Annotated in this window: 16 protein-coding genes and 4 pseudogenes; 9 read left to right on the forward strand and 11 right to left on the reverse strand. The window is 67.8% G+C overall.

Translation table 11 applies throughout. From position 1 onward, the window contains the following. Positions 1–244 precede the first annotated feature (244 nt). Complete coding sequence (locus ACQEXA_RS52315; RefSeq protein ID WP_432922250.1) at positions 245–1,045, forward strand: inositol monophosphatase family protein; 801 nt, start codon at positions 245–247, stop codon at positions 1,043–1,045. A gap of 31 nt (positions 1,046–1,076) precedes the next feature. Here the strand turns inward: ACQEXA_RS52315 and ACQEXA_RS52320 are convergent. Continuing rightward, positions 1,077–2,195, reverse strand: a pseudogene (locus tag ACQEXA_RS52320) (IS630 family transposase). Positions 2,196–3,095: 900 nt separating this feature from the next. Between ACQEXA_RS52320 and ACQEXA_RS52325 the strand changes: the two are divergent. Both ACQEXA_RS52325 and ACQEXA_RS52330 read left to right on the forward strand, forming a co-directional pair. Beyond that, a complete protein-coding gene (locus tag ACQEXA_RS52325; protein ID WP_359401446.1) occupies positions 3,096–3,308 on the forward strand; it encodes a DUF4287 domain-containing protein in 213 nt (70 codons plus the stop codon). 308 nt (positions 3,309–3,616) lie between these two features. Beyond that, positions 3,617–4,111, forward strand: a complete 495-nt coding sequence (locus ACQEXA_RS52330) for a hypothetical protein (RefSeq protein ID WP_432922260.1) — start codon at positions 3,617–3,619, stop codon at positions 4,109–4,111. Between the two features lie 73 nt (positions 4,112–4,184). On the opposite strand, the gene ACQEXA_RS52335 is transcribed toward ACQEXA_RS52330, so the two are convergent. Continuing rightward, a complete protein-coding gene (locus ACQEXA_RS52335) occupies positions 4,185–5,594 on the reverse strand; it encodes an IS4 family transposase (RefSeq protein ID WP_433133574.1) in 1,410 nt (469 codons plus the stop codon). Between the two features lie 481 nt (positions 5,595–6,075). Here ACQEXA_RS52335 and ACQEXA_RS52340 point away from each other — a divergent pair. Together ACQEXA_RS52340 and ACQEXA_RS52345 are read left to right on the forward strand one after the other, a co-directional pair. After that, a pseudogene (locus ACQEXA_RS52340) lies at positions 6,076–6,274 on the forward strand (replication initiator); the annotation flags it as partial. Positions 6,275–6,669: 395 nt separating this feature from the next. Further along, positions 6,670–8,073 (forward strand): VCBS repeat-containing protein, encoded by a 1,404-nt coding sequence (locus tag ACQEXA_RS52345; RefSeq protein WP_433133576.1) that lies wholly within the window; start codon positions 6,670–6,672, stop codon positions 8,071–8,073. Positions 8,074–8,377: 304 nt separating this feature from the next. On the opposite strand, the gene ACQEXA_RS52350 is transcribed toward ACQEXA_RS52345, so the two are convergent. From ACQEXA_RS52350 to ACQEXA_RS52370, 5 genes and pseudogenes are all read right to left on the reverse strand, one after another. Continuing rightward, complete coding sequence (locus ACQEXA_RS52350) at positions 8,378–9,613, reverse strand: IS701 family transposase (RefSeq protein ID WP_432937488.1); 1,236 nt, start codon at positions 9,611–9,613, stop codon at positions 8,378–8,380. 649 nt (positions 9,614–10,262) lie between these two features. Beyond that, positions 10,263–11,297, reverse strand: a complete 1,035-nt coding sequence (locus ACQEXA_RS52355; RefSeq protein ID WP_432920626.1) for an IS110 family transposase — start codon at positions 11,295–11,297, stop codon at positions 10,263–10,265. Positions 11,298–11,374: 77 nt separating this feature from the next. Next, positions 11,375–11,611, reverse strand: a pseudogene (locus ACQEXA_RS52360) (transposase); the annotation flags it as partial. An 86-nt stretch (positions 11,612–11,697) separates the two neighbouring features. Beyond that, entirely contained in the window at positions 11,698–12,114 is a 417-nt protein-coding gene (locus ACQEXA_RS52365) for an IS5 family transposase (protein WP_432922217.1), read from the reverse strand. A 555-nt stretch (positions 12,115–12,669) separates the two neighbouring features. Continuing rightward, positions 12,670–13,074, reverse strand: a pseudogene (locus ACQEXA_RS52370) (CoA-transferase); the annotation flags it as partial. A gap of 70 nt (positions 13,075–13,144) precedes the next feature. On the opposite strand from ACQEXA_RS52370, the gene ACQEXA_RS52375 reads away from it, so the two are divergent. Next, on the forward strand, positions 13,145–13,726 hold the full coding sequence (locus tag ACQEXA_RS52375; protein WP_432922214.1) for a sugar O-acetyltransferase: 582 nt from the start codon (positions 13,145–13,147) through the stop codon (positions 13,724–13,726). A gap of 12 nt (positions 13,727–13,738) precedes the next feature. Beyond that, the gene (locus ACQEXA_RS52380) at positions 13,739–14,281 is read left to right on the forward strand and encodes a TetR/AcrR family transcriptional regulator (protein WP_432922211.1); all 543 of its coding nucleotides are present in this window, start codon (positions 13,739–13,741) and stop codon (positions 14,279–14,281) included. Positions 14,282–14,399: 118 nt separating this feature from the next. Here ACQEXA_RS52380 and ACQEXA_RS52385 read toward each other — a convergent pair whose 3' ends face one another. Next, on the reverse strand, positions 14,400–16,499 hold the full coding sequence (locus ACQEXA_RS52385) for a glycoside hydrolase family 3 protein (RefSeq protein ID WP_433133578.1): 2,100 nt from the start codon (positions 16,497–16,499) through the stop codon (positions 14,400–14,402). An 890-nt stretch (positions 16,500–17,389) separates the two neighbouring features. Here ACQEXA_RS52385 and ACQEXA_RS52390 point away from each other — a divergent pair. After that, the gene (locus ACQEXA_RS52390) at positions 17,390–19,594 is read left to right on the forward strand and encodes a glycoside hydrolase family 3 C-terminal domain-containing protein (RefSeq protein WP_433133580.1); all 2,205 of its coding nucleotides are present in this window, start codon (positions 17,390–17,392) and stop codon (positions 19,592–19,594) included. 471 nt (positions 19,595–20,065) lie between these two features. Here ACQEXA_RS52390 and ACQEXA_RS52395 read toward each other — a convergent pair whose 3' ends face one another. Together ACQEXA_RS52395 and ACQEXA_RS52400 are read right to left on the reverse strand one after the other, a co-directional pair. Continuing rightward, positions 20,066–21,247, reverse strand: coding sequence for a transposase (locus ACQEXA_RS52395; RefSeq protein WP_433133582.1), 1,182 nt, complete (start codon positions 21,245–21,247; stop codon positions 20,066–20,068). Continuing rightward, positions 21,138–21,593, reverse strand: coding sequence for a transposase domain-containing protein (locus ACQEXA_RS52400; protein ID WP_432938804.1), 456 nt, complete (start codon positions 21,591–21,593; stop codon positions 21,138–21,140). The genes ACQEXA_RS52395 and ACQEXA_RS52400 overlap by 110 nt, the downstream gene beginning before the upstream one ends. An 883-nt stretch (positions 21,594–22,476) precedes the next feature. On the opposite strand from ACQEXA_RS52400, the gene ltrA reads away from it, so the two are divergent. After that, positions 22,477–23,733 carry a group II intron reverse transcriptase/maturase gene (ltrA, locus tag ACQEXA_RS52405; RefSeq protein ID WP_433133584.1) on the forward strand — a complete coding sequence of 419 codons (1,257 nt, stop codon included), beginning with the start codon at positions 22,477–22,479 and terminating at the stop codon, positions 23,731–23,733. A gap of 97 nt (positions 23,734–23,830) precedes the next feature. On the opposite strand, the gene ACQEXA_RS52410 is transcribed toward ltrA, so the two are convergent. Then, on the reverse strand, positions 23,831–24,868 hold the full coding sequence (locus ACQEXA_RS52410) for an IS630 family transposase (protein ID WP_432920584.1): 1,038 nt from the start codon (positions 24,866–24,868) through the stop codon (positions 23,831–23,833). Between the last annotated feature and the right edge of the window lie 158 nt (positions 24,869–25,026).

A 25,026-nucleotide genomic window follows, 5' to 3' on the forward strand; every position in this document is an offset into this window, starting at 1 on the left:
TCATATCCCCAGGCGGATCCACCCTCCACCCGCCGCACCCTGGGCCACCTTGCACACCGAGTGATCAAACCGGACAGTCCACGAGAACGACGCGACCGTGGTAGCGGAGGGCCCCAGTGGTCCCCAGGATCCGGTGCTGACCAGTCCCCCTCATGCCAAGATCAGTTGCGGTACAACCCTCAGCTCGTGCTGTGACCGGGAAGGTTCGCCGGGGCGATGGCTTCGCCTCGATAGTCTGCACGGCGTGATCAACTCATACGCGAGCTCCGACGATGCTGCAGTCGCGATAGCCGGGGCGCGGGCCGGCGCGGACGTGGTCCGCAACATGTACGGCCAGCGTCTCAACCGCATCGACAAGGGTGCCGGGGACTTTGCCACCGCCGCCGATGTGGAGGCCGAGAAAGCGATCCTCGGCGTCATCCGTGCCGCACGGCCCGATGACGCGGTGCTCGGCGAGGAAGGCGGGCAGCAGGGCGCCGCCGACGCTGTGCGCCAATGGTTGGTGGATCCCCTGTGCGGCACGCTGAACTACGCCGTCGGCAACATGCTGGTGGCCGTCAACGTGGCGCTGCGCGATGGGGCCGCGGCGGTGGCCGATCCGTTCAGCGGCGAGTTTTTCTTCACCGATGGAAAGACCGCCTGGGTGCGGCATGACGGGGCCGACGACGCACTACTGACGCCCACGCCCGCTACCCGATTGGTGGACGTCAACCTGGATCCGCCGTTCCCGAGTGCGCCCGGATTCCGGGCCGTGGATCTGCTGGCCCACCCTGAATTTGTCGAACGTTTCCGGCCGCGCGTCGTATCCACGACGCTGGCGCTGGCCTGGGTCGCTGCCGGCAAGCGCGCCGCGTATGTCACCGATGGCGGCGACCTCTCCAGGAGCGTGCACTTCGCGGCCGGCATCGCTTTGTGCCGGGCTGCTGGCTGCGTTGTCACCGGGATCGACGGTGCCCCGATTGGCGAGGCGGGTCGTGGGCTTGTGGTCGCCGCCGACGACGAGACCCACGGGCTGCTGATGTCGATGATGCGCAGCCGAAGCTGATGCTGTCACGCATGGGCTTCGCCTGGGTGGGTCAGGCTGCGACGTGGAGGGGCCTGCCGCCCCAGCGGATGCCCTTCTCGCTGCGGATCGGGGCACGTTCACGGCGTTGAGCTGCGAGGACATCTGGGTGGCGGGTGTTGGCGTTGCGCCAGCGCAGGTGGGCGTGGAGGGCCTGCGTCTGGGCAGTGTGGTTGCGGTGGCGGGAGTTGGCGACGGTGAACTGTCGCAGTGGTCCGAAGTGGGTTTCGATCGGGTTGGCCGAGGACGCACAGGTCGGGGTGAGGCACAGGTTGACCTTGTTCGTCTTCGCCCAGCGCCGGATGTCGGCGCCTTTGTGGGCGGACAGGTTGTCGAGGATCGCGTAGATCGGGGCGCCGTCCGGGCGGGCGGTCCGGATCGACTTCAGCGCGGCCAGCGTGTTCGCGGCGCCCTTCTTGCGGTGGTTGACGCCCCAGAGGGTGTCGTCGCCGATCGAGTAGCAGGCGTGGAAGTAGCGCACCCCGTGGGTGCGGTGGTAGTTCGCGGGATGCCGTTCGGGCCGGCCTTGCTCGGCCCAGCATGACCCGGCGGTGGGCCGGATGCCGAGCGGCCCGAATTCGTCGAACGCGAATACCGGTCCGGGAAACGCTCCAGCACCTCCTCGATGTGGTCCAGCTTGGCGTCGCGCTCCGGGTCGGGTGACTCCTTCCATGTCTTGGTCCGCTGGAAGGTGACGCCGCGGCGGGCGAGCAGGCACCGTAACGCCTCGCGGCCGATCCGGATGACACGGCCGTGCACTTTCTGCAGGTGGGTGGTGAGTTTGCGATCGACCAGCGGGTGAACGGTTGGCCGAGTTCGGTGGGGCGGGTGGTGGCCGTCTGCACGACGAAATCCTCGTCGTCAGGGCTGAGCAGGCGGGGACGGCCTCCCGCCCCCCGAGGGTCCAGGCAGGCCAGGCCGGTCTCGTTGAACCGGTGGATCACATCCCGGACGGTGTCCTCGTTGGCCTGCACAACTGCGCAATCACCGGCACCCGGTTGCCGCCGGCCGAAGCCAGCATCATCATCGCGCGCTGGTAGCGCACCGAACTGGTGCTGCCCCGGCGCACGATCTGCTGCAGCTTCTGCCCCTCCTGGTCGGTCAATCTGCGCACACGGGCAAGCTCAGCCACCACACCCCAGCAGTCGGAGCGGACGTCACCGTGCATGCAACCGCACGGACGACCGGCCCGGCGAACCTTCCCGGTCAGGCCTACGCCACTGACCTCGGGGACGACAGGCGTTGAGCGCGATGTCCGCCGCCTCAAACTGCTCCAGGGCCGACCAAGATCCCGGCACCTGGCTGCCGTCGGCTGGGGGCTACCGCTGCGGGTATGTGACCGATTGGGTGGCCGACAAGACCCGCTGGCACCTGAGCATTGATGCGGGTTGGGCACTCGGCGAGACCCAGGCAGCCGTCGGCCCGTTCACCACAGAGCAGGTGGAGCTCATCCAGCTCACGGGCCAGGAGTCGAAGCTTCCCGTATTGCCTACCCATTGGCCCGTCCGGGACCTGCCAAGTGGCACGCACTCGGTAGCCACCTGCGGCGTGAAGACGTGGATAGGTGGTGACCAGGATGCAGCAACCGAACCAGGGCCGCGCCGGCACGGCTGAGCACGACGCGCACTGCAAGAGCACCCTGTGCTGCCGGTGCCAGCTTCGCGCCTGGGATACCCACGTCGGCAGCGAACGCCTGGCTCCGTATGCGCGAGGTGCGGGCATTCCAAATCGGCTCCGCTCCCACCTGTGCGAGTACTGCCCAGGCGCCCTGCAGGCGTTCACGGCGTCGGCACACTGGGCCTCGACTCCATACACGCCCGTGCGGTTCTGGCTGCGGCACGCACTCCGGCGTCGGCGGCCCGGTCACCCGCGGGCGCTTGACTGGGTCATTGAAACTCCAGCCCAAAGCCGCTACGCCGACCTAGCAGGGGCGTGACTCAGGTCACTTGCATCGAACCGATTATTTCATCCTTCCTCTCCGGTCATATCGAGCGGACATCCACTCAACACGCGGCGATGGGACACTGACGACATGACTGAAACCGTGAAGGGTCCTGCCAGCTACTTCCCTTCGATTGAAAAGAAGTACGGCCGCCCCATAGCGGAGTGGAAGGACCTCATACGTTCGTCGGCCCTGACGAAGCACATGGAACTCGTCTCCTGGCTCAAGTCCGAACACGGACTCGGCCACGGCCACGCCAACGCCCTTGTCGCCCACACCCTCGCCGAGGACAGCGGGAAGTGAACCGTCCCCTCTCTGTGCCCTGAGGGAACATCGTCATGGCCCAGCACGGTCGTGACCCGCATACGGCGTCTTCCAAACTAGCTACGGCCCCGGGTATGGATTCCCGGGGCCGTCTCCGGGTCGTCGAAGGGTGCTCAACAACGACCAACGCTGACAACCAACGACGGCGGAGCCACAGGTCGCAGCGTTGATCGATTGCGTAGCCGCAGGTCAGATACCCGGCCCTTCACTTCTTCGGCTGTAGATCGCGATCTTGCTAGTGGGGTGCGACTGGGCACGACAGCTGTCACCAGCCCTACACTCCGGCCATGCCGATCCAGCCCCGGTCCGCAAGCTCCGCTGAGGAGCAACTGTCGATCATCGATGCCTTGATCGCTCTGCCGTTCCCCGAACAGGAAGGCCAGTCGAAGACGCAACACGGATGGGGCGGGCCCGGGTACCACATCGCTGTTCTCCGGTGGAGCCGGGACTTCTGGGACGCTCCTGGTCCGGAGACGTTTACGGCGGCCGAGGAAGAGTTGGAGGCAGACCTCACCGTGCTGGTCAGGATGCTGGCTGGGCGTTGGGGCAGTCCGACCGTGGTCGATCTGTGGCCCTATCTCGGGCTCGACAACCCGGACTACCCAGACATCGAGGAGGCGCCCGAGCCCCTGGGCTCCCTGTGCATGCTTGCTGGGAGCATGCAGATGTGGCAGGTGCCGTCTACTGGTCGCTGGCTCGGGCTCACCATCGGCCAAGTCGATCGAGAGCTCCCCTTCGAACTGCTCGCCGCCGTCGGCGAGGCCTCCACGCTTCCGAAGTGAGCCGCGGGACTCTGCCGAATGAGACAGCCCTTGTCAAGATCGCGTGCGGCGGCTGACACCAACACTGCTGCGTTTAGCGTCGTGAGCGGGACGCAAGGCCGTTTTCGAAGAACGTGATCTCGGCGTGGACGGTGTAGGTCTGGGCGTTCTGGGGGTGTTGTCCGGCGTTCGGTCCGTACTTGCTGGTGGGGTTTTTGCGGGTGCGGGCCTTGACGCGGGACTTGCGCCAGGCGGGCAGCAGGGCGTGAAGGACGGCGGTGCCGAGCTGCCCGGCCAGATCGGCGGGCCCGGGGTCGGGGAGGATGCCGGTGGCGGTGGTGACGAGGTCGCCAGCGGTGGTCAGCAGGACGGTGAAGCTGATCCGGTCCATGTCCAGGCCCGGGCGGGTGAAGACGGTGTCCGCAGCGGCGCGGACGAGGGCCTGGTAGGCGGTGAGGAGGGCATAGACCTCCTGGTCGATGCCGTCGAGGCTGTGTGAGCGCAGGACACGGCCGTCGAGCAGGGTCGCCTTGATCGAGAAATAGGTCGTCTCCGCCTGCCACCTTTCGTGGTAGATCCGGACGAGTTCGGCAGCGGGATACCGGTCGGGATCGAGGAGGCTGGTGAGCAGGCGCCACTGCTCGGTGCGGACGGTGCCGTCGGACAGCGTGACGGTGATTTCGGCCTCGATGACGCGGACGCGTATCAGGGCGGGCAGCACGCCGTAGCCGAGACGGGCCAGGTAGGAGCCGTCGCCCAGGTGCCCGACCGGGGTAGGGATGCGGCTGGAGGAGGAACGGATGAGGAATTGCGCGCCGCGCTCACGGATCGCGTGGAGGAAGACCACCGCGTCGAAACCGGCATCGGCCAGCAGGAGCATCGAGGAGTTCACCGCAGTCAACATCCGCTGCGCATAGGCGCGTTCGCCTTCGCTCTCGGGTCCAAAGGCGGCGGCGAGCAAGGCCCGGGTGCCGCACTCCACCAAAACCACCAGACGCAGTAGCGGGTAGCCGAACTCCAGGGTGCCCCCGGCCCGCTTCGCATAGCGCCAAGTGATCTGCTCGTCGTCGGGGGCGTGCAGGTGGGTGCCGTCGACGGCCACGGTCCGTAGTGCCCGGTAGAACGCGCCGGCCTGCCTCGGGAGGGCGACCGGCCCGGCCAGGGTCTCGAACAGCAGCTTCAGCGGCCCGGACCCGACCCGGCGCCGGGCCCTCGACAGCGAGGACGTGCACGGCCGCACCAGGGGCAGTCCCCGCAGTCCGGCCACCAGCTTGCCCCAGGTGTCCCGGTAGGAGCAGGACTCGAACAACGCCAACGCGAGCACGAAGTAGACCACCACCCGCGACGGCAGCAGCCGCAGCCGCTTCTCGCGGGTTCCGGTCTCCTCCAGGACCGCGTCCACCAGGTCGAAGTCCACGATCCGGGTCAACTCGCCCAAGTGCCCCGGGGCGTACACACCTCCGGCTGCCGTGACGGTCCGGGTGATGACAGACTTCTCCTGCAACGGGACTCCTAAGCTTGATCGACTTTCTTCGCCGATCGTTGATCCTCAAGCGTCCCGTTGCCTCGTTCAACCCCCTTGACCAGGCCGTTCACGGCTAAACGCAGCGGTGTTGCGGCTGACACCAGCGGCTGACACCAGCAAGCATGAACAGCAGCGGTCGACGCCGGACCCCAGTGAACGATCGGCCGAGGCACGGGGGCGATTGGTCGATGTTGGCAGACTCCTGTGATCGACCTGATACGCATGAGGCCACACCTCAAAGCCTGTGTTCAGCGCCCGCCCGTATGGGCAGCCAGGGGACCGGAGGCGCGGCCGATTCAGTCAGGGCAGGACAGGTCCGGCGCGCGCCTCCGGGGTCTTGTCGGACCTTGGATGAGGTCCGGTGGTGCAGGGATGACGGTGCCTCGTCGATATCGCTCGGGGCGGGCTCGTAGGTGCTCCGGTCGGTTGACCGGTACCGGGTGTGCCCGGTTCACGGGCTCGCGGGGTCGTGCACTTCCACGCCGTAGTGCGCCTGGATGGTCCGGACGGTCCCGACACGTCCCCACCGGCCTGGGCCACGGTCGCGCTCCTCGACGACGCGATCCGCGCTGCTGCCGCTCGGGTCTCCGTGCCGGTGTCCACGGCCGGCGACTTCCCCGCGCGCACGCTGCGATGGGGCTCGCAGGTCGGAGCTCGGGGTGAGGGTGGCCATGATCTCGGCGTTGGCGAACTCGCCGTTCGGGTTCATGGGTATGTCCTCAATTTCTTGACGTTGGCGGATGACGCACTCCTCGCGTCACCTCCTGCCTCACTAATTGACAAGGCACAACCTGAAGGTGTGACACGCCCTGCCTGAAGTTCCCCCAGGACTGAGTAATTACTGAGGTTTGATTCGTGTTGTTGTCTCGCTGCTCAGGCTGCTGTCGACGACCTTGCGTAGGTGTTCGTCCTCACCGCTCTACGTGCGTCGGTGGGTCCGCCCGCAAAACGTGCGACCCGAGCCAGGGCCCAGCGTGGTGTCCCGTGCTTCACCCCGACTCTCTACACTCCTGCCGTCTGACTGTGCGACCGAAGGAAAATCAGGGTGGGGAAGATGGGGAAGACGCGAAGCGCCAGGCTCGGGGTCGCAGTCGGGGTGGCTGCGGCCGGCGTGGCGGGCGCGCTCCTGATGCCCGTCGATGCTGTGGCGAAGCCGATCGCCGCGCCGGCGGACTTCAACGGGGACGGTTACCGGGACCTGGTCGTTCCGGCGCCCACGGCCAAGGTCGGAGGCAAGGACGGCGCGGGCGCGGTGGTCATCCTCTATGGCTCCAAGAGCGGGGTGTCCGCCTCGCGCAAGGTCGTCATCACACAAAACACCGCGAAGGTGCCGGACAGCGCCGAGACAGGTGACGGGTTCGGTGCCTCGACGGCCTTCGTCGACCTGGACAAGGACGGCTACAGCGACCTGATCGTCGGTGCGCCCGACGAGGATCTGGGCGGCGCCAAAGACGCCGGCAGGGTCACCGTTCTGTGGGGCGGCAAGAGCGGCCTGTCCGCGGCGAGCACACTGCCGGTGCCCCGCGGCTCGTACGGCCGGTACGGTCTGGACGTCGCCGCGGTACGCGACAGCGGCGGCGCGCGCGTGCTGGTAGCCGGGTACGCAGGGTCGATCGAGTTCAGCGGCACCTTCACACGCGCCGGCTCGGCCAGGGTCGCAGCGCTGTACCCCCAGACCGGGTCGGCGGCGGTCGTCGACCACGGCGACTTCAACCACGACGGACGGGCCGAGAGGATCGTCACCTCGATCCGCGCCGGTGGGTACAGCGGTGGCCTGGTGTACATCGACCCCCGCGACGGGAGCCACGTCCCCCTCTCCACCGATGGCACGACCACCGCTGTCGGCGATGTGAACGGCGACGGCTACAACGACCTCGTCGTCGGCGACCCCGACGAGCCGAGGACCGGCACGAGCGGCCACAGGGGTGGAGAGCTCACGCTCTGGTGCGGCGGCCCACAGGGCCTCGCGGCCAAGCCGGTGCACATCAGCCAGGACACGCCCGACGTCTCCGGCACGTCGCACACGCACTACGGGTTCGGAACCGCCGTCGCCGTCGCCGACCTGAACAAGGACGGCCTCGCCGACATCGTCGTCGGCGTCCCTGGCCAGACACAGAACAACCAGGCCAATGCCGGGGTCGTCGTCGTCATCCCGGGCAAGAAGACGGGCACGCCCGGTGTCGGCTCGTACCAGCTCTCCCAGGAGACGGTGTCGGTGCCCGGGACCTCGGCACAGGGCGACGGGTTCGGCACCACCCTCGCGGTCGGCGACCTCAACAGGGACGGCCACCCGGATGTCGTCGTCGGCGCCCCGGGCGAGGACCACTACCGTGGCGCGGTCTGGGTCCTGCCCGGCACCTCCACCCACCCCACCGGAAAGGGCAGCGTCGAACTGACCGCCGCGAAGCTGGGAGTGGGTGGGGAGTCCCCCCAGATCGGTGGCTTCCAGCCGGTGTGACGCTCTCGCCCCGCCCCGTCCCCTTCACGGGGCGGGGCGGCAGTGCTCTGCCGCATGGGTACGGCTCCGGCGCCCGGCCTTCGACGGCCCGGATGCCGCCAGGGAGGGGACGGACTCTCTCGCGACCGGGCGCAGCGGTGGGCGGCCGGTGTCCAGCCCGGCCAGCCTCGGGTCCTAGTAGGGCTTGGTTAGGTTGGGATGGGCTTGGTGTGTCTGGGTGGGGGCAGCGGCGTCCGGCACAGCGGGCAGCGCCCGGCCCAGCAGGCCAGCAGGACCTGCAGTCCGGCCACGACCTGGTAGGTCGTCAGGCCGTGGCCGCCGCTTTCGGGGACAGTCGCTCCAGGGTGCAAAACGCCTGGGCGACCGAGGCCAGGGTGAGGTGCCGGTGGAAGCCGTTCCAGGTGCGGCCCTCGAAGTGACCCAGCCCCAAGGCGGTCTTCAGCTCGCGGTAGTCGTGCTCGACCCGCCAGCGGAGCTTCGCCGAGCGCACCAGGTGCCGCAGGGGGGTGTCCGCGGGCAGCGTGGAGAGCCAGTACTTGGTCGGCTCCTTCTCGCCGGCGGGCCACTCGGCCAGCAGCCAGCACACCGGCAGGTCCTCGCCGGGGTGCGCCCGGCGCAGCCGCACTCCGGCGGGGCGCACCCGCAGTGCGGCGAACCGCGAGCGCAACGGGCCCTTGGAGCCCTGCCGCCAGGTCACCCGGTGCAGGGCGCCGTGCCCGGCGTCCTGCACCAGCGTGCGCACCGAGGTGGGTGCCTGCCGGTAGCGGGGCACCGGGGGCCGGCCGGTGCCCGACCAGGCCGGAGCGGTACGCGTGGCGGTCTCGGGCAGCACCGCGGTGTCCGAACGCACCCCGACCACGTAGTCGATGCCGCGCTCTTCCAACGCCAGCCGGAAGGCACCGTCTTGACCGTAGCCCTCGTCGGCCACGATCAGCGGCGGGTCCAGCCCCCAGCACCGCAGCTCGTCGACCATGTCGACGGCCAGCTGCCACTTGGCGACATGCCAGACCTCGTCGGGGATGTGGGCCCGGCGGCGGCGCTTGGCCACCTGGTCGGCGTCCTCGGCGGGCGCGGCGGTCACGTCCCACTGCTCGGGCAGGAACAGCCGCCAGTTCACCGGACAGGAGGCCGCGTCGGTGACCAGGTGCACGCTCGGGGCGACCTGGCAGTTGGCGGTCTTGCCCAGCGCCCCGCAGTACTGCGCGGCCACGCCGGGCGAGGCGTGGCCGTCCTTGGGAAAGGACACATCGTCGATCACCCAGGCGGCCGGGCGGATGACCGGCTCCATGCGCCAGGCCAGCTCGGCCAGCACCATCTGATGGGACCACGGGGCGTCGGCCAGGAACTGCTGCAGGCCCTGCCGGTCCACCCCCAGCCGGGCCGCCATCGGCTCCATCGACTTGCGGCGGCCCGCACCGAGCAGCCCGCGCACATACCGCTCGCCCCACCGCCGCTGGTCGGACCGTCCCAACGGGGCGAACACCTCGGCCGCGAACGCCGCCAACCGGTCCTGGGCCTCCACGAGCTCCTGCGGAGTCATGGCCCTCACCTCCGCGAGGCCAACACGCCCTCCTTCCCCCAAGATAACCAAGCCCTACTAGGGCCTGTGCCGAGTTGAGATCTTCATGTGAGGCTGCGGAGCCAGATGACCGCGCCGCGTAAGTGGAGTCCGGCGAGGTAGCTGACTGGGCTCACAGTCGTAGCGGGTGGCGAGCCCACGCCACTCCTTGATCTTGTTGATGCAGCGTTCGACGATGTTGCGGCGGCGGTAGCTCTCCCGGTCGAACCCTGGCGGCCGCCCGCCACGCCGAGCACGGTTGCGCCGGTGCCGCTGCTGATCGGTCTTCTCCGGGATGGTGTGCGCGTGGCCGCGTCAGCGCACCCATGAGGGCCGGGCTTGTCAAGAGCAGACTGGAACCTGGCCCGGCATGCTCGGGGCTGGTGCCGGAGGTGGGTGGAGGAGCCCGTGTCTCCTCGGTCGAGGGCTGTCGATGATCCCCGGGGGTAGGTCGGGCGGAGGAGTCTCACACGCACCCATTCGGCTCCGTGCACCGTCGCCGGGCCGGCGCCATGACCCTAGTCCGGGGGCCGGGCTGCTCATTCAGGTAGTCGAGCACGGCGGGGCCGGCTCATGCGCTGACGCGAGCGCACCCGGGGTCGGCAACCTCTCGGAAGGGGAAGTGTGACTGTCATTGGCTCAGCGCTGCCTCCCCGACGGGACGGGTGGCGTGCTGGTCGGCTTCGTACTCGACGAGCAGGTGCCAGGTGCGGGTGAGGAGTTTGCGGGCGATCGCGATCGTGGCGATCTTCTTGCCGCGGCGATGGGCGATCTGCTCGTAGCAGGCGGCGAACTGCGGGGATCGTTTGGCGGTCTGGGCCGCTTCGCTCAGGATCCAGCGCACCCAGGGGTCGCCCTGTTTGGAGATGTGGCCGTAGCGGACGGTGCGGTCCGAGCCGCGGACGGTGGGAGTGAGCCCAGCCCAGGAAGCGAGCTTGCGGGCCGAGGGGAAGCGGCGGATGTCGCCGATCTCAGCCAGCAGGACCAGAGCGGTGAGTGGTCCTACTCCCGGCAGAGTGGTCAGGACCTTCACCCGCGGGTCATTCTTGGCTTCGGCCGTCAGCCGAGCGTCAAGCCGGTCGATGGGAACCTGGACGGCATCGATCAGCTCCAGCAGGTCGGTGATCACTGTGCGGGAGGACGCGGGCAGCGGGAGCTGCTCCAGCCAGCGGCGGCCGGGACCGCTCCAGCAGCTGCGGCTGGTTCCCCGGTCACAGCCGTGATCGGCCAACACGGCATGGATCCGGTTACGCAACAGGGTCCGCAACCGGACCAGTTGGGCCCGATGTCGGAGCACGGCCCGCTGCTGCCGGACCGACGGCGGGCCGATCCAGGCCTCTGGCAACAGATCGGCGCGCAGCAGCTGGGCCAGGGTGGCCGCATCGACCTTGTCGTTCTTCAACCGGGCCGAGGCGATGGCTTTGCACTGCAGCGGATGCACCAGGTGCGGCTCGAAGCCGTGCTCCTGGAGCAGCTCGACCAGCCAGCCCCAGCCGAAGGCGGCCTCGAACGCCACCGGTGTGCCCGTGGGGAGATCCCCGATCACCCCCAGCACCGGCACCCGCCCGTTGGGCACGTTCCTGTTCACGTTGATCCCACCGCCTTGGTCGGCGATGGCGATCTGCGACCTCTTGCGATGCACGTCGATTCCGACGTAGACAGACATCCCGGGCCTCCTTCCCGAGCTCGTATGGACCCCCGGAAACAGCATCCACCGGGCTGGCGCGGAAGGGGGCCCGGCCCTCATAGCGTCAGGTAGGCGCGGTTGGCGCGGGAGGAATACGCCTTGTCCGCAGCCACGGCGGCAGGACGGGTACGGGGCCGGCCGACCGGGCCCCGTACCTTGATGCGCTTCAGGACGGCGGTGAAGCGGGGGCTGTCGGCGGCCTGGCCGGGGGTGAGTACGAAGGACAGCGGGCGGCAGCGGCGGTCCGCCGACAGGTGCACCTTGCTGGTCAACCCGCCGCGTGAGCGCCCCAGTTCTGCGGCGCGGAGCCGGGCTTTGCGGCGTCGGCGCAGGCGCCGTCGCTCCTCGCGGGCGGCATCCGCCTGCTCGTCCGGCTCGGCTACCGGGGCGTTCTGTCCCTTTGGCGAAGCCCCTTTTCCTCCGCGACCGCTTTCTCCAGGGTTTCGAGCAACTCCGCATCGACGGCCATCCCGGCGGCGTGGTGGTGGGCCCGGGCCACGGTGGAGTCCACGCTCACCAGGTCGAGGTCTGCCTGACCGCGCGCGGCGGCCTCGGCTATCACCGCTTCCATCAGCGTCTGGAAGACCTCGGACCTGGCCCAGAGGTGGAACCGCCCGTAGACGGTGGACCAGGGTCCGTACCGCTCGGGCATGTCCCGCCACGGACTGCCCGTACGGAACCGCCACATCACGCCGTTGACGAGCCTGCGCAGGTCGGGAATGGGGCCGCGTTCGCCCAGCGGTAGCAAGGGTTCGAGCACAGTCCACTCGTCGTCTGTGAGATCACCCCGGGTCATCTCGCCTGTCTACCGTCCCGGCCCGGCCGGGACGGCGAAACAGCCAAAACCGTGATCTCAACTCGGCACACGCTCTAGGTCATGACGGACACTCTGGATCGCCGGCGCATCCGGCGAAGAAGCGATTTCCGGAGATCGCGACGTCAGCGCGAGTGTCTGGTCGGAGCCCCTTCCCGTCCACCTGTTCCCGATGACTTCGCACGTGGAGTGCGTGGCAATCCTCGAACCAGCCTTTAAAGGCATCTGACCTGCGGGTTCGTAGCCTGGGTGGATCGGTCGACCCTATTCTGGATCTGCACCGGGTCGAGCGGGCACCCTGGCTGTGGAGGTGGCCTGACCTGCGAGTTCACGGCAAGGACCGACCGTGTCGGCGACGGTGTCGGGGCACCGCTAAGAGCTGGCCTTTTGAGGCAAGAGCAGCGCGAGCACGACCGGGTCGGCCGTCGTCGCGGGTCGACGCTCGCCGGCATCGCCGTCACCCGGCGGTGCTTCTTCGCGCCGGATCCCTCCTATGGCAGTCACCCGTACCGCTGTCCCGACCCCTGGTACGACGGCTCATACGATGCTCAGCTCGCCGGCGCCCGCCTCGAGCACCATGGGTTCGGTCTTGGTCCTGACTTGCTCGACGGTGACGTCCGGGGCGAGCTCGACCAGGCGCAGGCCCTGGGTGGTGACGTCCAGGACGCACAGGTCGGTGATGATCCGCTGGACGACCCCCTTGCCGGTGAGGGGCAGGGAACACTCCTCGACGACCTTGTAGCTGCCGTCCCGGGCCACGTGTTCCATCAGGACGACGACCTTGTTCGCGCCGTGCACCAGGTCCATCGCCCCGCCCATTCCCTTGACCATCTTCCCGGGGATCATCCAATTGGCGATGTCTCCTGTGGCGGAGACCTGCATCGCGCCGAGGACGGCCGCGTCGATCTTGCCGCCGCGGATCATCCCGAAGGGCGTCGCGGATCGAAGAAGCTCGAACGTCGCGATCAGGAAGGGTGTACGTTCGCACATTCGAGAGTGTACGATCGTACACATGCTGCCCGACTACTTCGCTGACGACCCGCGCACCAACGTGGAGCGCATGCTCGCGGGCGACCTCTACATCGCCGACGACCCGGAGATCGCCAGGCGACAGCAGCGCGCCATCCAACTGGCCGCCCGCTACCAGGCTGCCTACATGGAGGACGCCGACGGGGCCAGGCCGATCCTGTCCGACCTCCTGGCCTCGGTGGGCGAGGGCGTCGACGTACGGCCGCCGCTCTACGTCGACTACGGCAGCAACATCACCATCGGGGCCCGTACCTTCATCAATTACAACCTCACGGCGCTGGACGTCGCTCAGATCAACATCGGCGAGGACTGCCAGATCGGCCCGAACGTTCAACTCCTCACTCCGACCCACCCCGTAGAGCCAGGGCCCCGACGCGACAAGCTCGAAGCCGCGCGGCCCATCACCATCGGGGACAACGTCTGGCTTGGCGGCGGGGTCATCGTGTGCCCCGGAGTGACTATCGGCGACAACGCCGTCATCGGCGCCGGCGCAGTGGTCACCAAGGACGTGCCCGCCAACATCGTCGCCGTCGGCAACCCCGCCCGTTCTGTGCGCAACCTCTAGCCCGGAACTGCAATGGCCACCGGACATATCGACCCGCAGCGGCGCGAACGGATCCTCGCCGCCACACTCGATCTGATCGCCGACGAGGGAGTCGCCGGCGTCTCCCACCGCAAGATCGCCACCCGCGCCGAGGTGCCCCTCGGGTCGATGACCTACCACTTCACCGGCATCGGCGACCTGCTACGCCAAGCCTTCACACGCTTCGCCGACCACATCGTGGCCGTCTTCGAGCAACACCTCAGCCGGGCAGGCAGCCGCGAGCAGGCCTGTGAAGCCGTCACCGACTTGATTCACACCCTTTCTGAAGGGCCTCGCCGCGATCTCATCCTCGCCCAGGAGCTCTACACCCTCGCCGCTCGCCACCCGGAATACCGGGCGCTGACCCAACAGTGGATGCGCCGCAGTCGTCACCTGCTCGAACAGCATTTCGACGCAGACACCACCCGTCAACTGGACGCATTGATCGAGGGACTGACCCTGCACCGCGCCCTGGACGGCTCACCTCACGACCGTGAACTGACGCGACGGGCCGTCGCCCGCATCACCGCCGCATAGCCGGCACTCCCGACAGCCCGTGGGGAGCGGGCCTGACACCGCACCCCACGGGCCCTCACGTATCCCTCTCTTCATCTGTGGGCCGGACGGGGCGGGCGGCGTCGGTGCGGTGGTCGGCTCAGCGGACCGTGCGGTACGACGCGCTGTAGCCGAGGCCGTAGGCCGTGCCGTTGTGGTCGCGGTAGACGTATCCGGGGCCCTCGTCGTATCCAGGGACGTCGGGCTTGCTGATGGCGATCGCGTGCTTGTCGGCCGGCAGGGTGATGGGCAGTTTGCCGGTGGGGGCGAAGCGGCCGCGGATGACGTCCAGCAGTGCCTCGGACTTCACGTCGAAGGTGCCCAGCACCGCCGCGGCTCCGGGCTCGATGTCCTTGATGATCCACGGGTTGGTGAGGTTGACCGCCAGGACGGTCGGCACCGCGGCCTCGATGGCCTTGATCCGGGCCACGTCGATGCCGGTGTCGGCATTGAGCTCCAGGGACTGGCCTTCCGTGTCGGAGACGGTGAAGGTGTTCGGCCTCGCCCAGACCAGGGCGTCCGTCGCCTCGCTCAGGTTGTCGGTGAGGACCACAGACGGGTCCGTCCTGCGGATCAGCGCCTTCAGCGCCTCGGTCTGGGCGGCGCCGCCCGTCTTGGTGTCGACCTCCACGAACAGCTTGCCGCTCCTCGTCTTACCATCGGTCAGCGGCAGCAGGCCGCGGTCGTTGCGCAGCAGCACGACGGACTTGCGGTTCGCATCGTCGGCCTTGGTCTGGGAGGCCGGGTCTGTGGCGATGGCCTGGGCTCGGTCGGGGTCGACGTAGGGGTCCTCGAAGGCGCCCACCCGGAAGAGCTCGGTCAGCAGCATCCGCGCCGAGTCGGTGAGCTTGCTCTCCGGTGCCAGCCCGGAGGTCACCGCCTGGACGAGCAGGGCCGGGTCGCCGGTCACCGAGAAAAGGTTGCTGCCGGCGTTGAGGGCCTTGGCGTACCGCTGCGGGACCGTCAGGTTCTCCACGCCCCACGGGGTGGTGGTCATGATGCCGCTGTCGGTGTTGACGTAGCCCTTGAATCCCAGCTGTTTGCGCAGCAGGTCGGCGATGATCGCCTTGTTGTAGGCGCCGCCCACCTCCTCGAACGGCGCACCGCCCTTCAGTTGCGGAACGCTGAGCGCGTTGCTGGGGGCGTTGTAGTAGCTCATGATCGAGGTCGTACCCGCCTTGATCGCAGCCTCGAAGGAGGGGAGCTGGTACTTGGTCAGGCTTCCGGGGGTGGGGTAGGCCGCGAACCGGCCCGATGCAAAGTGCGGATCGAGGCCCTTGTCCACCGCGCCGTCACCGGGGAAGTGCTTCACGGTCATCGAGACGCTGTCCGGGCCGAGTGTCTTACCCTGGAAGCCTTCGACCAGCGACTTCGTGATCTCCGCGACCAGTTGTGGGCTCTCACCGAAGGTGCCGCTGACGCGGGTCCAGCGTGGTTCGGTGGCGACGTCCGCCTGGTACATGTAGCCCTTGTGGATGCCGGAGGCGACCCATTCCTTCGCGGCGATCTGCGCGAACTCCTTCACCAGCGCGGGGTCCGCCGTCGCGGCCAGGCCGAGCGTGCCGGGCCAGGTCGAGAACTGGCCGGTCGCCTCGCTGATGCCGAAGGCCTGGTCGGGGTTCACGTGATTGCGCGGGTTGGAGACCATCATCGCGGGGATGCCCAGCCGGCTACTCTCCGCCACCCTCTGTATGCGGTTGATCCAGGTGGCCAGATCCTTCGCGGTCGGGTTGTCGCGGATAATGAAGTAGCGCTCGCCCAGGTCCTGGATGCGCTTGGTGGTCCCGAACGTCGCCTCCGCCCCTGACTTGCCGTTGCCGGTCTCGCACAGCAGTCCGTTGTCCGGACCCGCCGGGCAGGACCGGCTCGACCCCATGTACAGCGAGTCGGTGAGCATCAGACCGGCCTTCTCCTGCAACGTCATCCGGGCGACCAGGTCGGCCGCGCGTTGCTCGGCCGGGAGCCGCCAGTCCTCGTAGCGATCCAGTCGGCCGTTGCCGTTGGAGTCCTTGAACCGCTTCCCATGGACGGTCAGCACGTTCTTCGTCCGTGCCCCGATCTGCGGGTCGTGGCCGTCGCCGCCGGGGACTTGTGAGGGCGCGATCGCCGTGGCGTTCGTGCCGAGACCCACCGACAACGGCAGGGCGAACACGAGCAGGGACAATGTGACCTTTCTTGCGTACGGTCCAAACGAGCGCATGGGTATCTCCTTCTGGCCGTCGTCTTTACGGAGCCGTCGTCGGTACCGGGGGAGCGTCGGAGGCCGAGGCCCGGCATGCGGCGGCCCCGGGCAGGGCGGACCGCTTCTGGGAGATGCAGAGCCCAGGTTCGGCACAGCGGATCTAGGGCTGCGGCGGAGGGCGCCGACGCGGGGTCTGAGCCAGCTGAGCCACCACGGGTCGGTGCGGGGTGGGGCGGCTGTCTCGTCGTGTGGCCGATTCTGAAATCGTTCGCAGGGCCCTGGCAAGGCGCGGGGCGATGAATCTTGTTTCATGTCCGCCAAGGAAGCCCTCGCTGGCGCCGCCACCCCGGGCGTACTGATGGGCCGGGGGAACCGCGTCCGGGCCGACGTGGTCGGCCTCGGGAGTGTGGAGATCTCGACCAGAGGCGTTGAGGCGGCGTGCCGTGCGCCGGACGACATCGCCCCCCGGAGAGCCGGCCGCGGTGCTGTTCGACATCGGCGGCGGCACTCGCCCAGCCGGGCCCGCACGGTCGAGGCCGGAACCAGCGAGGTCCGCAGCGGAACGCTGCTCTGGTGGGTGCCGAGGTGCCCGCCACTTGGACGGCTTCTTCTCCCGCCCGCCCACCGAACGGCGAACCCAGCTGCCACTGAACACATCTGACAGGGAGTCTGCTGCCGTAAGCGGCGTGCCTCTGTCCGGCGGCAACAAATGGCAAGCGGTTGCCGCGGTGTCCCGGTCGCAGTCACCATCGTCCGCAACCCGGCGTCCTACTCGCGTCGCGCATGACGGCATGGCGCGCACAGCTCATGGCGCGAGTCCGTGTCCCTCCTGCACCCTTCGCGCGTGAGACCGTCAAGAGCATTGGAGGACCAGAGTGCCAAGACCCCCCGGATCCCTCGGACCGCGCATGTTGCGCAGAGTGCGGCTGCTGTGCGTCGGTCTCAGTGTCGCAGTCGTCGCCGGTCTGGCGTCGCCGACGTCTGCGGCCGCGGAGCTGCCCTGGATGAACACCGCGCTCGCGCCAGAGGTACGTGCCGACCTCCTTGTCCACCGGATGACGCTTGATCAGAAGATCCAGCAGATCGCCATGAATCCGGTTGCCAACACCGGTATCCCCGGCTGCGACTTCTCTCCGTCCGGCCGCCATGTCGAGGGGATTCCCGAGCTGAGGATCCCGACGCTGCGGATGACCAACGGCCCGTTCGGGGGCGGGGACTGCCTGGTGGCGCCGACCTCGACCGGCATGACGAGCGCGCTGTCCGTGGCCTCGTCCTGGGACACGGGTGCCGCGGCCGAATGGGGCGACATCCTTGGTGAGGAGACTCGGGCGAGTGCCCAGAACGTGCTCCTGACACCCGGTATCAATCTTGGACGCATCGCCAACGCGGGCCGCAACTTCGAGTACTTCGGCGAGGACCCGTACCTCGCCGGACGGATGGCGGTAGCCCAGGTCAACGCGGTGCAGGCGCACGGCGTTCAGTCGGTCGCCAAGCACTACGCTGCGAACGAGCAGGAGACGCAGCGGACTCAGATGGACACGGTCGTCGACGACCGCACCATGCACGAGCTGTACCTGCTGCCGTTCGAGATGACCAGCCGGGACGCCGGCCTGGCGTCGGTCATGTGCTCCTACCCGCACCTCAACGGCGTGTACGCATGCGAGGACAAGCAGCTGCTGAGCGACTGGCTCCGCGGTGACCTTGGCTTCGACGGCTATGTGATGTCCGACCGCGGCGCCACGCACAGCACCGCCCCGGCCATCAAGGCCGGACTGGATCTAGAGTTCGCCAGTCCGCGCTGGTTCACTCCCCAACTGATCCACGCAGCTCTGGACACGGGCGACATCGTGACGGCCGACATCGACCGGATGCTCGAACGCCGCTACAAGGTGATGTTCAAGCTTGGTCAGTTCGACCACCCCGTCAACTCGCTGAAGCCCATCGACTTCGCCAGCAACGGGCGACGGATCCGTGAACTGGGCGAGCAGGGCAGCGTGCTGCTGAAGAACGAGCGGAAGACGCTGCCGCTGGACGCGCATTCACTGCATTCGGTGGCCCTGATTGGTAGTCAGACCTTCGCTGGGCGTGCAAAGTTCAACTCACAAGGACCTTCGGACAATATCGTCGTCACCGCTCCGTACACGGTCACGCCGAAGCAAGGACTGGAGAACGCCCTGGGCAAGCTGGGCTCGGACGCGACCGTGACCTACAACGACGGGACCGACCCGGCCTCGGCCGCCGCCCTGGCCGCCAAGTCGGACGTCGCCGTGGTCATGGTGGGTGACATCTCCCGCGAGGGAGTGGACCGGTCCACCCTCTCCCTGCCGGCCAGCGACGGGGTCGACCAGGACGCGCTCGTCTCCGCCGTGGCCGCAGCCAACCCCCGCACGGTCGTTGTGCTCAAGAACGGCGGACCGGTCTTGCTGCCGTGGCTGGACAAGGTGCCCGCGCTGCTGGAGGCGTGGTACCCGGCGCAGGAGGACGGCAACATCGTCGCCGATCTATTGTTTGGGATCACCAACCCGTCGGGCAAGCTGCCGATGACCTTCCCCGCCCAGCAACGGGAGGGCGCCAACGCCACCGTGGAGCAGTGGCCCGGGACCGACCCGGACGGCAGTGGCCATCTCACGGCGACCTACAGCGAACGTCTGGACATGGGCTACCGCTGGTACGACGCGAACAACGCCAAGCCGGCGTTCCCGTTCGGGTTCGGGCTCTCCTACACCGACTTCACGATGTCGAAGCTGGTGGTCACCCCGAAGACGTCCGATGGAACCAAGCCGGTCAAGGTCCGGTTTGTCGTGGAGAACACCGGGAAGGTGGCCGGCGTCGAGGTCGCCCAGGTGTACCTCGGCCTGCCGTCTGCCACAGGAGAGCCGCCTCGGCGCCTCGTGGCGTTCCAGAAGGTCCGGCTCGAGCCGGGGGAGAAGCAGCAGGTCGAGCTGACCATCGACCCCGTGGCGTCGAACCATCCGCTCTCCGTGTGGGACACCGCGGCCGGCCGGTGGAAGACCGCCGACGGCACCTACCGCATCCAGGTGGGCAACTCCTCGTCGCACCTGCCGCTCACCGAGACGGTCACGATCCGTACACCCAGGGGCCACCAGGGATAGTGCCCCCACAAGGGACCGCCTTCGTCGCTGGACCCGACCGCCACAGAGCGCTCGACGCTTCGGGGGCCGGGTCCAGCGACACTGGTGTGTCCAAGGCCGAGGCGGGGACGCCAGCCGCCGATCTGCCACACCATGTGGCGGACGATGCAGGACGCATCGGAGGGCGCGGACTCCGCCGATCCGGTACGCCTGCGGACGCGGATACCGCAAGACGTCGGGGCCCTGGGACTCCGGCACCGTCATTGGTGCAGAACGGGTCCCCCTGGAAGCCGCCGCTCGGGCCGCCACACCTGGCCGCACATCACCGGATGGCCCCACCCGCGGATGCATATCGGTTCCAGCGACAGCACCACCCCGACGTCACCGCGATGGGGACCTCCCCCAAGGCCGGGTAGTCAGCGTTCCCGCAGGTCACGCAAGGGAGCTGATCGGCTCTTGCGTAGCGGCTGTGTAGATGCCGGGGCCGTGGTTTCAAGGGTGGCCGTCCTTGGTCCAGCGGGAGAGTTGTCTGTACATGGTGCCGAGGGTGATGTCGCCGAGGTGCTGGGCGAGTTCGCGGGCAGGCCAGCGGCGTTCGGGGCCGGCCCGGGGGAGTTCCAGGACCCGTTCCCGACGGCTGTGTGGGGAGCGGTGAGTGTGCCGGTCCTCTCGTGAGACGTCGGGCAGGGAACGTTCTTCGGGTCCGAGTCCGAGGACGGTGACGTCGAGGTCGATGACGGTGCGGCTGGTGTCGGGCCTGCCGTCGTCGAGGCGCTCGCTGTAGCGGGAGACCGGTGATTTGACCTTGCGGGTGATGACCCGGATCCGCCGGGGCGGGAGCAGGGCGGCCAGCACCCGGCGTTTGATGAGGCCGACCGGCTCGGTGGTCGTGAGGATGACGTCGGCGGCCTGGACGACCTGGTCACGGGCGGTCTGGAGGGCGATGGTGAACCCGCAGCGTTCGGAATCGGTGCCCGGGGCGGATTCGGCAGCGTCGACCATGACCGTCCGTAGTGCTTGGTAGAGCCCCAGCAGCGCCCACATCTCCTGCTCGGTGCCGACCGGGTCGCCCGAGCGCAGCAGGCGTCCGTTCATGATCGTGTGACGGAGAGCGTAGTACGCCGATTCGTGCTCCCACCGCTGATGATAGAGGTCGATCAGGGCGGTCGCTGGGTAGCGGCGGGCATCGGTCAAGGTCGTGACCAGCCGGTAGGACCTGGTGAAGACGGTGCCGTCCGCGCAGGTCACCGTGATCTGCGCGTCGATGACCCGTACCCTCACCGTGCCGATCACCGGCAGGTACGAGCCGTCCAGGAGACGGGACAGGACCGGGGTGCGCCGGTTGTTGCGGAGCCGGCCCAGGACCTGGGCACGGGTGGCGGTCACCGAGGCGAGGAAGTCGTTGCCGTCGAACCCCTTGTCCCACAGCACGAGCATGTCCGGCCTCAGCAGATGCAGCAGACGGCCGACATAGCTCGTCTCCGCCTCGGCGGTAGGGCCGAACACCGCGCCGATCAGGGCCCGGGTGCCGGTCTCGACCAGTGTCATCAACTCCAGCGTCGGATCACCATGGTGGGCGGTCCTCCCCAGCCAGGAACGGTTCCGCTCGGAGTCGGGGATCTTCTGCGAACTGCAGTCGGCGAACGACACCGTTCGGTACGGGCCGAACCGCATCCCGGCGTCCCTGGGTGGGCAAGCGGTCCGGCCAGCGCTTCGAACAACGCCCGCATCGGCGCTCTACCGAGTCTCCGGCGCAGGTCACGCAACGACTGCCCTGTTCGGACAGACGACCGGCAGGCAGCCCGGACAGACCTGCGGCCAGCTTGTCCCAGACCAGTCGGTAGCCGACCCTGGGGAACAGGCACGTCGCGAGTAGGGAGGAGGCCCCGACCCGGGATGGCAGATCACGCATCCGCCGCTGCACGGTCCTCGTCTCCGACAAGAGCGCGTCGACGAGCCCGAACGGCACGATCGCCGTCAGCTCCCCCAGATGGCCGGGCGTGAACCTGCCCGCGGCCACAGTGACCGTACGGGTGATGGTCGTCAGCGCGGACGGCAGGACACCATGAAAGGGCAACGGAGTTCCTTGCGGGACAAGCTGTCTTGGACGACTGCCTGTACCAACGAGCTCCGTTGCTCTACATCAGAAACCCGTCAACACCCCTCACGTGACCTGCGGCAACGCTAACTACCCGGCCTTGTTGTGTCCTGAACGCGAAAGGAAGAAGCATGTAGGAACTCTTCTTGTAGCGATGCTGTACGAAGGATGAAGGTTTGGCCCTTCAAATTCGCCCTGCGGGGGGAGGATTTAAACCACGTGTGTCACGAACGCAGAGGGGAGTTCAGGTAGGAGAGCTTCGCGATGCGGTGCTGTGCGAGAGATGAGGGACTTGGCCCCTCGGTTCCGTCCTGCGGGGGATGGTGCCAAACCGCCACATGCTGCGTTGGTTGACGACCGTCGTGGTGAGCGATGTGGAAAAGGCGGCGGTAGAGCCGTCAGGTGGGGATCAGGAAGACGAACGCAAGTGAATCGCTGCTGAAGTGTCGTTAGAAAACAGGTGACATCAGAACCGGAGATTTGTGGTTGCTCCGGGATAAGTCTGGCGGGAGTCCCGTCTACTGGCCAGGCGGTGTCCGGCACGGAGGCGACGTGAGCCTGATCTGCGGCTCTCGCATGGAACGTGAGAAGGCATGCCCTGATAGTGCCGCTTGAGTCATGCGGGTGGCGAGAGGGAGCGGCCCAAGCGGAAGAACCGTGAGGGTTTGAGTACCGACGCGGGGTGTGCTGGCGGACCGGCTCGTAGTAGTGAGGAACCCTTTGTAATGAAGGGGGAGCGAAGGGGCCGGGTCATCCGTGACTGATTGTTCGTTCGGTCAACCGGAAGTTCTCCGGGAGGAGCTGGGTGGACCAGTTGAAATCATCGGACAAGCCGTTTGAGATCTCGAAGTGGGAGGTTCAGGAGGCGTACGAGAAGGTCAAGACGAACAAGGGTGCGGCAGGGGTGGACGGGCGCTCCATCGAGGACTTCGAGAAGGATCTGAAGGGTAATCTCTATCGAATCTGGAATCGTCTGTCTTCGGGGAGTTACTTTCCGCCTCCGGTGAAGGGTGTGGAGATCCCGAAGTCGCATGGTGGTGGGGTTCGTTTGCTCGGTGTGCCCACCGTGGCTGACCGAATCGCTCAAACGGTAGTAGCCCGGCGTCTTGAAGAGAAGGTCGAACCGATCTTCCATCAGGACTCCTACGGCTACCGTCCTGGGCGGTCCGCGTTGGATGCGGTCGCGGCGTGCCGGAAACGCTGTTGGAAGTATGACTGGGTGATCGATCTGGACATCCAGAAATTCTTTGACAGCGTGCCCTGGGACCTTGTCGTCAAAGCGGTTCGGGCCCACACGGATCTCCCCTGGGTAGTTCTGTATGTGCGGCGGTGGCTTGAGGCGCCGTTGCAACTGCCTGACGGGACCTTGCAGCAGCGCGATCGCGGAACCCCGCAGGGTTCTGCGATTTCGCCTGTTTTGGCTAACCTGTTCATGCATTATGCGTTCGACATGTGGATGGCCCGGGAGTATCCGGGCGTACCGTTCGAACGGTACGCAGACGACGGTGTTGTGCACTGTGTCAGCGAGGGTCAGGCCCGGAAACTACGGGAGGCAATCGCGAACAGGATGCGGGAAGTTGGGTTGCGGCTGCATCCCGACAAGACCAAGATCGTGTACTGCCGGGATGGTAATAAGCGCCGACGTCCGTACGGGCAGACGGAGTTCACCTTCCTGGGGTTCACTTTCCGGGCTCGCAAGGCCATCGACAGGAATGGGGAGAGGTTCACCTCGTTCCTGCCGGCGATCAGCAAGGAATCCTCGAAGAAGATCAGTGGTGAAGTGCGGCAATGGCGGCTTCACCGACAGATCGGCCGGACCTTCGCCGAGCTCGCACGGGCGATCAATCCGATCGTTCGGGGCTGGATGCAGTACTTCGGTGCGTTCTACCGGACGGCGCTGCTTCCCCTCCTGGAGCGCATCAACGCCTACTTGATGCGCTGGATCCGCAAGAAGTTCAAGCGGCTGCGGACCTTCAAGAAGGCCCATGCGTGCTGGCGGCGTATCACCCGTCAGTACCCCAGGCTCTTCGCCCATTGGGCATGGGTTCCCACGTTCTGGTGATCAGGATGACAAGAGCCCGGTGACGGGAGACTGTCACGCCGGGATCTGTGAGGGCCGGGGGGTGAAATTCCCCCCGGCTACTCGACCTCATGCTGCGCTAAGCGGATGACCTGAAGTTCTGCGCGTAATCCCTCGGCAGCCAGGGTGAGGACCAGGGTGCGGCGGTGGTCAGCATCTGGGTGGGTGAGCGTTGTCGGAAGAAGGCGTGGACCTGGCGCAGGCGGCTCGGCCAGGTGACGGCGGTGTTGGCGAGGAACGCCTTCAGCGCGGCCCAGATGCGCTCGACCGGGTTGTCGTGCGGGCTGTAGCGGGCGCCGAACAGCAGGCGCAGGCGGGGCTGGTCGGCCAGGTAGGCGGTCACCGCCTTCGCGTGGTGGATGCTGTCGTTGTCGCAGAGCACCGCGACGGCCGGGGTGTCGGGGTAGGCGGCCAGCAGCAGTTGGAGGAAGGCGACGAAGGTGGCGGCACTGCGGCGGCGGTCGAGGGTGTAGACCCAGGCGCCGGTGGCCACCTCCAGGGCACCGAAGACGGTGGTCTGCCGGTTCTTTCCCGGGGTGGCCACTTGCTGCCGCGTCCCGCGCAGGATCCAGCTCGCCCGGATGTGCGGCAGCAGGTGCAGGTGGGTCTCGTCCTCGGCCAGGACCACCGACCCACGGGGCAGGGCCCGCAGTTGCCGGCGCAGGGCGGCCAGGACGCGCCGCCGGTTCGGGTCGCCCTTGGCCGTCAGGCGGGGCCGCCGCCAGGCCGCCTGCTCGCGCGTGCGCCGGTAAACGGTGCGCGGGCTGATCTTCGGCCGGCCCAGGCGGTGGTGGATCCGGCGGACGGTCCACGGCCCGGGGCGGGTCAGCAGGCGGCGGATGCGCTCGCTCAACCTCGGCCCGCCGAGCCGGGGGCGTCCTGGGCGGGGGCGGTCGGCCAGGCCCGGGGCGCCGTCGGCGTGGTAGCGGTGGATCCAGCGGCGCACCGTGGCCGGGTGGTAGCCGAGCAGCTCGCCGATCTCTCCTGCGGTCAGGCCGGCGGCGGACAGCAGCACCATCACGACGCGGGCGGCCTCCCGCCAGCGGTGGTGCAGCAGGTGGTACAGGTGCTGGTCCGCCACGCCGGGAGGGTTGGCGAACACGGATGCCGGACGCATACTGGCCTTGACCTCGCCGGTTTTGTCATAGTTTGTTCAACCTCGATACAACACCCGGCGAGGTCCCCGTGTCATCGAGGCCATCGCGCCCGGCCGACGCCGCCGCCCCGGATTCCGCGCAGAACTTCAGGTCATCCGCTTAGCTGAAGACTGCCGTG

The sequence above is a fragment of the Streptomyces sp. CA-106110 genome (assembly GCF_050936285.1).
Taxonomy (GTDB): domain Bacteria; phylum Actinomycetota; class Actinomycetes; order Streptomycetales; family Streptomycetaceae; genus Streptomyces.

Excerpts from the sequence above, each read along its gene's own strand:
- ACQEXA_RS52330 (WP_432922260.1), top strand. The coding sequence starts at position 3,617 with ATGCCGATCCAGCCCCGGTCCGCAAGCTCCGCTGAGGAGCAACTGTCG.
- ACQEXA_RS52350 (WP_432937488.1), bottom strand. The coding sequence starts at position 9,613 with ATGACTCCGCAGGAGCTCGTGGAGGCCCAGGACCGGTTGGCGGCGTTC.
- ACQEXA_RS52410 (WP_432920584.1), bottom strand. The coding sequence starts at position 24,868 with ATGCGTCCGGCATCCGTGTTCGCCAACCCTCCCGGCGTGGCGGACCAG.
- ACQEXA_RS52390 (WP_433133580.1), top strand. The coding sequence starts at position 17,390 with ATGTTGCGCAGAGTGCGGCTGCTGTGCGTCGGTCTCAGTGTCGCAGTC.
- ACQEXA_RS52385 (WP_433133578.1), bottom strand. The coding sequence starts at position 16,499 with ATGCGCTCGTTTGGACCGTACGCAAGAAAGGTCACATTGTCCCTGCTC.
- ACQEXA_RS52355 (WP_432920626.1), bottom strand. The coding sequence starts at position 11,297 with ATGTCTGTCTACGTCGGAATCGACGTGCATCGCAAGAGGTCGCAGATC.
- ACQEXA_RS52395 (WP_433133582.1), bottom strand. The coding sequence starts at position 21,247 with ATGCGGTTCGGCCCGTACCGAACGGTGTCGTTCGCCGACTGCAGTTCG.
- ACQEXA_RS52380 (WP_432922211.1), top strand. The coding sequence starts at position 13,739 with ATGGCCACCGGACATATCGACCCGCAGCGGCGCGAACGGATCCTCGCC.
- ACQEXA_RS52365 (WP_432922217.1), bottom strand. The coding sequence starts at position 12,114 with ATGACCCGGGGTGATCTCACAGACGACGAGTGGACTGTGCTCGAACCC.
- ACQEXA_RS52345 (WP_433133576.1), top strand. The coding sequence starts at position 6,670 with ATGGGGAAGACGCGAAGCGCCAGGCTCGGGGTCGCAGTCGGGGTGGCT.
- ACQEXA_RS52325 (WP_359401446.1), top strand. The coding sequence starts at position 3,096 with ATGACTGAAACCGTGAAGGGTCCTGCCAGCTACTTCCCTTCGATTGAA.
- ACQEXA_RS52375 (WP_432922214.1), top strand. The coding sequence starts at position 13,145 with ATGCTGCCCGACTACTTCGCTGACGACCCGCGCACCAACGTGGAGCGC.